This window comes from Finegoldia sp., from assembly GCF_046991905.1.
In the GTDB taxonomy this organism is placed as follows: domain Bacteria; phylum Bacillota; class Clostridia; order Tissierellales; family Peptoniphilaceae; genus Finegoldia.
The window spans coordinates 1-6,500 of sequence record NZ_JBKWZF010000073.1 but is presented as its reverse complement, the minus strand read 5'-3'; the positions used below and the strand labels follow the sequence as shown (position 1 = coordinate 6,500).

General features: G+C 44.1%; 10 protein-coding genes and 2 pseudogenes. All 12 read right to left on the bottom strand.

Going from position 1 to position 6,500, the window contains the following annotated elements; all coding sequences use genetic code 11:
* Window positions 1-168: 168 nt before the first annotated feature.
* A complete protein-coding gene (locus tag ACLUJM_RS12320; protein ID WP_008817771.1) occupies window positions 169-411 on the bottom strand; it encodes a hypothetical protein in 243 nt (80 codons plus the stop codon).
* A gap of 3 nt (window positions 412-414) precedes the next feature.
* Window positions 415-783: a hypothetical protein gene (locus ACLUJM_RS12315; protein WP_008817770.1), complete on the bottom strand. Its 369-nt coding sequence runs from the start codon at window positions 781-783 to the stop codon at window positions 415-417.
* Between the two features lie 416 nt (window positions 784-1,199).
* The gene (locus ACLUJM_RS12310; RefSeq protein WP_008817768.1) at window positions 1,200-1,457 is read right to left on the bottom strand and encodes a hypothetical protein; all 258 of its coding nucleotides are present in this window, start codon (window positions 1,455-1,457) and stop codon (window positions 1,200-1,202) included.
* A 26-nt stretch (window positions 1,458-1,483) separates the two neighbouring features.
* On the bottom strand, window positions 1,484-1,891 hold the full coding sequence (locus tag ACLUJM_RS12305; protein ID WP_008817767.1) for a hypothetical protein: 408 nt from the start codon (window positions 1,889-1,891) through the stop codon (window positions 1,484-1,486).
* Window positions 1,884-2,111, bottom strand: coding sequence for a DUF4314 domain-containing protein (locus tag ACLUJM_RS12300; protein WP_008817766.1), 228 nt, complete (start codon window positions 2,109-2,111; stop codon window positions 1,884-1,886). Before ACLUJM_RS12300 ends, ACLUJM_RS12305 begins: the two co-directional genes overlap by 8 nt.
* A 287-nt stretch (window positions 2,112-2,398) precedes the next feature.
* Window positions 2,399-2,770, bottom strand: coding sequence for a hypothetical protein (locus tag ACLUJM_RS12295; RefSeq protein WP_412412928.1), 372 nt, complete (start codon window positions 2,768-2,770; stop codon window positions 2,399-2,401).
* Window positions 2,771-2,888: 118 nt separating this feature from the next.
* Window positions 2,889-4,139: pseudogene (locus ACLUJM_RS12290) on the bottom strand (site-specific DNA-methyltransferase).
* Entirely contained in the window at window positions 4,133-4,291 is a 159-nt protein-coding gene (locus ACLUJM_RS12285; protein ID WP_244342902.1) for a hypothetical protein, read from the bottom strand. Before ACLUJM_RS12285 ends, ACLUJM_RS12290 begins: the two are co-directional and overlap by 7 nt.
* A gap of 1 nt (window position 4,292) precedes the next feature.
* Window positions 4,293-4,847 (bottom strand): P27 family phage terminase small subunit, encoded by a 555-nt coding sequence (locus tag ACLUJM_RS12280; RefSeq protein ID WP_008817762.1) that lies wholly within the window; start codon window positions 4,845-4,847, stop codon window positions 4,293-4,295.
* 110 nt (window positions 4,848-4,957) lie between these two features.
* The gene (locus tag ACLUJM_RS12275) at window positions 4,958-5,317 is read right to left on the bottom strand and encodes an HNH endonuclease (protein ID WP_008817761.1); all 360 of its coding nucleotides are present in this window, start codon (window positions 5,315-5,317) and stop codon (window positions 4,958-4,960) included.
* A 124-nt stretch (window positions 5,318-5,441) separates the two neighbouring features.
* Complete coding sequence (locus tag ACLUJM_RS12270; RefSeq protein ID WP_008817760.1) at window positions 5,442-5,861, bottom strand: hypothetical protein; 420 nt, start codon at window positions 5,859-5,861, stop codon at window positions 5,442-5,444.
* A gap of 66 nt (window positions 5,862-5,927) precedes the next feature.
* Window positions 5,928-6,500 (bottom strand): annotated as a pseudogene (locus ACLUJM_RS12265) (ATP-dependent helicase); the annotation flags it as partial.

Genomic DNA, 6,500 nt, shown 5'->3' with positions numbered 1-6,500 from the left:
TTGTAAGTGGAGTCCGCAGCCATAAAGCGTGTCGGTGTGTAGTTTTCAAGTTTACGCAAATGTATGCGCCTCCTTTCGCAGAAATAAAAATAGCCGCCAGGTGGCGACGTCTATAACGAGGAACAGTCCCATCTGGGACCGTCCTGCCTGATATTATTTTCAGGTGGTTTAGTTTAATTCGTTCAGCAGGATGCTAAGTGCAAGATTGGCTTCTTCGCAGGTGGGCTCGATATCCCAGCCTCTGTCGTAGTTGGCAATCCACTCACCATCCATCTTCAAGCTGAATTTTGAAATCTTACCGCCGTTGATACCGTAATCTTCGTTTGGCTCATCAAAATGCTTGACCCAGTATTTTACGCTTTTGTATCCGCCGTCTTTCTTTGGAATTCCGATTGTTCCTTCTTTCCACATGGTTTATGCCTCCTTTACCGTCATTTGGATTGCAGGAATGAAGGCATGCTCGCCGGTTTTCCAATCGGTGTAGCGAGCTTTAACTGTGGTAAGGCCAGCCATGCTGATGCCTTGTTTCTCGAAAGCTACAAGGGTTTCGAGAAGGCTTGAAAAGGTGGAGCTGATGGTAAATTCGGTGATGCCGTTGGCTCTTAAGGCCTGAGCAATTTCTACAATGTCGTAATCCCAAATAACCTCGTTGAAGTCGATGAGCTCGTTTCCGGTTTCCTTGCTGGTTCTGTATGCCCAGAATAAGGTTGCGTTTATTCCGAGTTCCTCAAGGCTCTTGGCATTCTGTTTAATGGCTGTTTCAAATGTTTTGATTTCTTTCATGGTAGGTTCCTTCTAAAAATGTGTATTCCCTTTTGGTAGTACTATATATCACGCTAAAAGCATATAATAGCAAGTCAATTTGAGCTATATAGTACACAAATATTCAGAGAGAAAACTGTATATATAGGAGAAGTGCTAGTCATCAAGGTGAGGAATTTTTAGGATCTTATTGCCTATTGAAATTTCATAGTATGATCCACAATTTCTGCACATATTAGCCTTGGTCCAAGGACCTTCGAAGATAATATAAGTCGTGGATGTACCGTCTTCAAATGTGACTAATAAACAGTTGGTTGTTTTAACCGTCCATCCAGGATTAATATCTTCATAATATTTTATCTCTGACTCTGATATATGAGATTCAAGTATTTTATAATTCATATACATGGTTCCTTTCTTAAGCGATTTGATGCAATTTATGCAAGTGCATGCATAATAATTGGAGAATCAGATCCTGCATAGTCAAGTGCGCGTATCGTGTTATAATTGATCCATTCCTCAGCATCTGTTTCTTCAAAGCCTTCTTCTTCAATGAGCCATTTAACCATTTTATCGTAATCATAGATGGCACGACTGTCCTCTGTGACTCCGATTAAAGCATCATCGTATGAGAAATCAGTTAAAAGTTTTATGCGACTAATATCATAATCAGCCAATTTATCAAAGCTCGTCATATATAGTGTTTCCTTTCTCAGTTAAATTATCGAAACATAAATTGTGTGTCATCATCAATCCAGAGATACATATCATCAGCAGTTAATATTGCATGATCGGAATAAATTTCAGTGATGATCCCTTGTGTGATGCTGTCCCCATCAAATTCATGTGTTTCATAAATAGTTACTCTTCCTATATTCCAATTTCTCCAGTCTTTTCTAACGGTGTCACCATTAATACTTTTTTCTACAAAAGTTAGCAGAGCAAGTAGATGTTCTACCTTTTGATGTGCGTCAAATTCAGATACACTAATGGAATAGTAGAGAGCTTCTGAATCTGGTTCATAAAACAAACGAAAATAATTTAATGCATCGCTACGTGTTTTGAATTCGTATGTTTTGATCCTCATTTTTTCACGACATTTAAATATTACGAAGTATCGATTATTCATTTGAGACCTCCTTACAGCGATCTACACCGTAGATTATGTTGAGTCCAGATCCGTTGTCCCAATCCACCATGATGCTTCCGGTATCGTCGACACCGATGACGGTGCCACGTGTGCCCACTGGAGGGGCCTGTGCGTCGTTCATCTGGACTAGCTCTATACGAGTGCCAGCTGGATAAAGGAGGCGCTGGCGGGCCACCTGTTCCTTACTTGGAAATTGCATGACCTTCACCTCCTTTGAATGCGCTGTTACCCGGAAGATATCTCATCAGGATTTTGCGGTCCGTTTTGTACTCGTCCCCGATGAAGCCGAGGCGAAGAAGGAAACAGCGGAAAGCGTAGCGCTCGTTGTCTACCGGTTTTTCTGTAGCGCTGATTCGTTTCTGATCCTTGCTCATTTTACAAAGGGCTGCAATCAGTGTGCTGTAGGCGTGGATTTCATCCGGTGCAGGAAGTTCTGAGAACCAAGGGAAGGAAATATTGTCTTCACTCAGTTCAAAGCGAAGGTCATCAATGTGCAGGGCATGCTTGATGAGGAATCCTTTGGCATCCAGAAGGTTGGTGATTAACATCCTCAAGTGGAATGGTAATGGTAAGTCCTGTTTCGTCTGTAGAAGTTGCTTCAACTTCTGGTCCCTGAGCCGGATGAAAATCTGTTTCTTTCCGGCAGTAGCCGTTTGCGTCCAAGAGAGCAAGCAGTTCGTCGTATTCAGCTTGGCTCACAGTGTCCGGACCCTCAATGTTTCCTTCGCGTGTCAGGAGAAGGTCTCCAATCTGATAGGCGTAGGAAGGAGCTCTCAGGTATTGCGGTTTTGTGTTTGTGTACTCGCCAAGCAGGGCTGCCAGCGGCTTTCTTTCGGTTTCGTTTAAAATGATCTTCATGTGGGTGTCCTCCTTTGTTTTGGTAGTACATATATCACTCTAAAGGCACATAATAGCAAGCAATATCGGAGAAAAACATCAACAAATATGTGCCTTATGGATTGTGTACATTACCTACTTACAAAAGAGTGGCATCCTCAGCATCCGGAGCAATTTCATCGTAGGAATAGGTTAAACCATCACGGATGACGGAAACCTTCTCAGAGGAACCAACTTGCTCGATATAGCGTTTGACGATAACATCGCAGAACTTTTCATCCAGTTCAATAGTGCAGCAGATACGACCAGTCTGTTCGCATGCGATGAGCGTGCTGCCGGAGCCACCAAACGGATCGAGGACCAGAGAATTAGCCATGCTGGAATTCATAATCGGATAGGCCAGAAGAGGAATAGGCTTCATTGTAGGATGATCACCATTCTTTTTAGGCTTATCAAATTCCCAGATGGTCGTTTCTTTTCGTCCGGTATACCATTGATGTTTACCGGATTTCTTCCAACCGAAGAGGCAAGGCTCATGCATCCACTGGTAAGGGCTGCGTCCGAGGACAAGGGATTGCTTTTTCCAGATACAGCAGCCAGAGAGATAAAAACCAGCATCGGCAAAGCCTCTACGGAAGTTGAGTCCTTCGGTGTCTGCGTGGAAAACATAGATAGAAGCATCATCTGCCATCGATTCATACATGCGAGTATAGGCATCAAGTAGGAATTGATAGAAGGCATCGTTTCCCATATTGTCGTTCTTAATCTTTCCGGCGCTACCTTCATAATTGACATTGTACGGAGGATCAGTCACAACCAGATTTGCCTTCTTTCCGTTCATCAGAAGTTCGTAGGTTTCAGGCTTCGTGGAGTCACCACAGACAAGACGATGATCACCAAGGAGCCACAGGTCACCGGTCTTGGAGAAAGTCGGTTTTACAAGCTCAGCATCCACATCAAAATTGTCATCCTGTACACCTTTTTTCGTATCTTCACGAAACAGATCTTCAAGTTCTTCTGGCTCAAATCCGGTGAGGGAGACGTCAAAGTCAGCGCCTTGCAGGTCAGAGATAAGAAGGGCCAACTTGTCGTTATCTCATTCACCACTGATTTTGTTAAGAGCAACATTCAGTGCTTTCTCTTTATCCTCATCCATTTCAACAATGACGCATTCTACTTCCGTGATGCCCATATCAATGAGGACCTTTAGTCTCTGGTGGCCGCCAACGACACGAGAGGTGGTAGCATTCCAGATGACAGGTTCTACATAGCCGAACTGCTCAATAGAGCGTTTCAATTTTTCATATTCTTTATCACCGGGTTTTAAATCTTTTCGAGGATTGTAATCAGCAGGAAGAAGATCTGCGACATTTTTCTTTTCAATTAGCATGATGCAGCCCTCCTGTGTAATAATTTTTTTAATCCCTTGAAAGCGGCATCTATGTCACCAGCTTTAGCCTGCCCTTTGAGTGTGCTAAACTGCTGGAAGGTTAAATGCCTGCGACACTTCTTTAGCAAGCTCATAAATTCAGATAAATCCATATCAATTTCCTTTCCGTGCCAGCAGGAGTCTTTCCATCACATCATCCTGTGGTGTGGCTCCGTTGTATTCAGTGGCACAATTTTCTTTTACGATTTGATAGATCTCCATCCAGAGACGATTGGTCTGACTCATGAAGTTCTGGCTCATGGCCACATAAGGAGATTGAATCGCATTGCCGGTGGTCGGATGCTTTGCAAGAAAGCCAAACTCAGTTATTGCTTCCTCGCATTGAATCCAACGAGCAACACTCATGGCGTAGCGTTCCAGAAGCTCCGGAGAGACAAGAGCAGCGCAGCCACGTTCGTGCAGCCAATTCCATGTTTTCTTATAAACTTCTGCAGCAACTAGCTTTTTACCGTTCTTTTGCTTTGCAGATAACATCTTGGATGGTTTGGGCATTGGCTGACCTTCTAAATCGACAGTGCTGTCTGTAAAATCGATGACAGTCAATTCACGTTTACCCGGATTTCCCTCAGCAATTCTGTCAGCTAAGGGCTTTTTCTTGGCTCCAGCGCCGATACGAGCGCCGCCACGGTTTGTACCGTCCTTAGCCATTTTTACACCTCCAGTTCAGGGGCCTATATACCCCGTTTGAAATTGCGACTTTGTGCGTGAGACCCCACGCCCGTTCCCCGGTGACTTCACCGTAGAGAAGTAGACCGCCCCTACTGGTTGTGCCAACGGTCGCCATGTTCCGCATGAATCTTGGCATGGCAGGATTTGCAAAGAGCCATCAAGTTTTCTCTATCATGCGTTCCACCTTGTGAAAGAGGTTTTACATGGTGTATTTGCTCGGTTGGTGTGTAGACACCATTCTCAAGGCACCTCTCACAAAGGGGATGGGCAGCAGCATAGCTGTCACGGATACGTTTCCATGCACGTCCGTAGCGACGCTTGGTATTTGGATCTCGGTCGTACCTCTCGTATCGTTTGGCTTCCATCTTTTCATGCTCTGGACAGAAGCGTCCGTCTGTCAGATTAGGGCATCCGGGATAGGAGCAGGGACGTTTTGGCTTTCTTGGCATCGTATTCCTCCTTCCGCTTGGGCATAAGAAAAGCCCTGTAGGATTGACTCCAACAAGGCTCTCTGCGATTATCATTTTCGGCTATTGTAATATTATCATAAGAAAGGGCTCTCATTCTATCACATTAACTCTCATCTGTCTGTGGAACTATGATTTCTTTTAATGCTGCGCTATGCATACGATGTATGTGTTGTATAGAATAATTCAGATCCACTGCTATCTGTTCCCAAGTGATGAAGCAGAGATAGCGTTTTTCCAGTAGCATTTGGTATTCTACGTTGGGAACAGCATGGATAACACCCATGATTTCTTTCTTTAAATCCACCAGCTTTTCGATGTCTTTCTTCAGGCCATCTTCCAAATCAATGATTTTCAAAATGGCATCTTCCATTCTGGAACCACCGTGGTTTGGGTTTCTCGGCATATCTGAAATGGTAGAAGTACATTTGGTAGCGAGATCATTTAAGGATGCAATCTGTTGAGTTTTTGATGTAATGCGTTCATCAAGATAGCGAGCCTGTAATAAATATTCTTTTGCGTTCATGCTTTACCTCCGGATTGTTTTATTTCCCTCGGATTTGCACGGATTATCGTGTTTTGTCAAAGATTGTCATAGATTTGCTTTTACCGCATCGATAAGGGCATTCTGTGTCAGCTCCTTCTTGGAGAGAGCCTTCAAAATACGCTCATCAATGGTTCCTTTAGTGATGATATGCTCTATCACCACGGTTCCGGAGGTTTGACCCTGTCTCCACAGTCGGGCGTTGGTCTGCTGATATAATTCCAGTGACCATGTCAGCCCAAACCAGATAAGGGTGGAGCCACCAGCCTGTAGATTGAGTCCATGACCGGCAGATGCAGGATGAATGACTGCAACCGGGATTTTTCCAGCATTCCAGTCGGTGATGTCATTGCTGGATTTTATCTCTCTCACATCAAAGCGCTTTTTGATTCGTGAGAGGTCATGTTTGAACCAGTAGGCTACAAGGACGGGTTTGCCATTTGCGGATTCGATGATATCCTCCAGAGCATCCAGCTTTCTGTCATGAAACTCGATGATTTCACCGGTATCGGAATAAATGGCACCGTTAGCAAGCTGAGATAGCTTTCCGGTGAGAGAAGCGGCATTTGCTGCGGTGATTTCTCCATCAGGGAGATCCAACACCAAGTCACTCTTTAATTC

Coding starts and splice junctions, on each gene's coding strand:
- ACLUJM_RS12285 (WP_244342902.1), bottom strand. CDS start 4,291: ATGGATTTATCTGAATTTATGAGCTTGCTAAAGAAGTGTCGCAGGCAT.
- ACLUJM_RS12275 (WP_008817761.1), bottom strand. CDS start 5,317: ATGCCAAGAAAGCCAAAACGTCCCTGCTCCTATCCCGGATGCCCTAAT.
- ACLUJM_RS12270 (WP_008817760.1), bottom strand. CDS start 5,861: ATGAACGCAAAAGAATATTTATTACAGGCTCGCTATCTTGATGAACGC.
- ACLUJM_RS12295 (WP_412412928.1), bottom strand. CDS start 2,770: ATGAAGATCATTTTAAACGAAACCGAAAGAAAGCCGCTGGCAGCCCTG.
- ACLUJM_RS12305 (WP_008817767.1), bottom strand. CDS start 1,891: ATGAATAATCGATACTTCGTAATATTTAAATGTCGTGAAAAAATGAGG.
- ACLUJM_RS12320 (WP_008817771.1), bottom strand. CDS start 411: ATGTGGAAAGAAGGAACAATCGGAATTCCAAAGAAAGACGGCGGATAC.
- ACLUJM_RS12310 (WP_008817768.1), bottom strand. CDS start 1,457: ATGACGAGCTTTGATAAATTGGCTGATTATGATATTAGTCGCATAAAA.
- ACLUJM_RS12300 (WP_008817766.1), bottom strand. CDS start 2,111: ATGCAATTTCCAAGTAAGGAACAGGTGGCCCGCCAGCGCCTCCTTTAT.
- ACLUJM_RS12280 (WP_008817762.1), bottom strand. CDS start 4,847: ATGGCTAAGGACGGTACAAACCGTGGCGGCGCTCGTATCGGCGCTGGA.
- ACLUJM_RS12315 (WP_008817770.1), bottom strand. CDS start 783: ATGAAAGAAATCAAAACATTTGAAACAGCCATTAAACAGAATGCCAAG.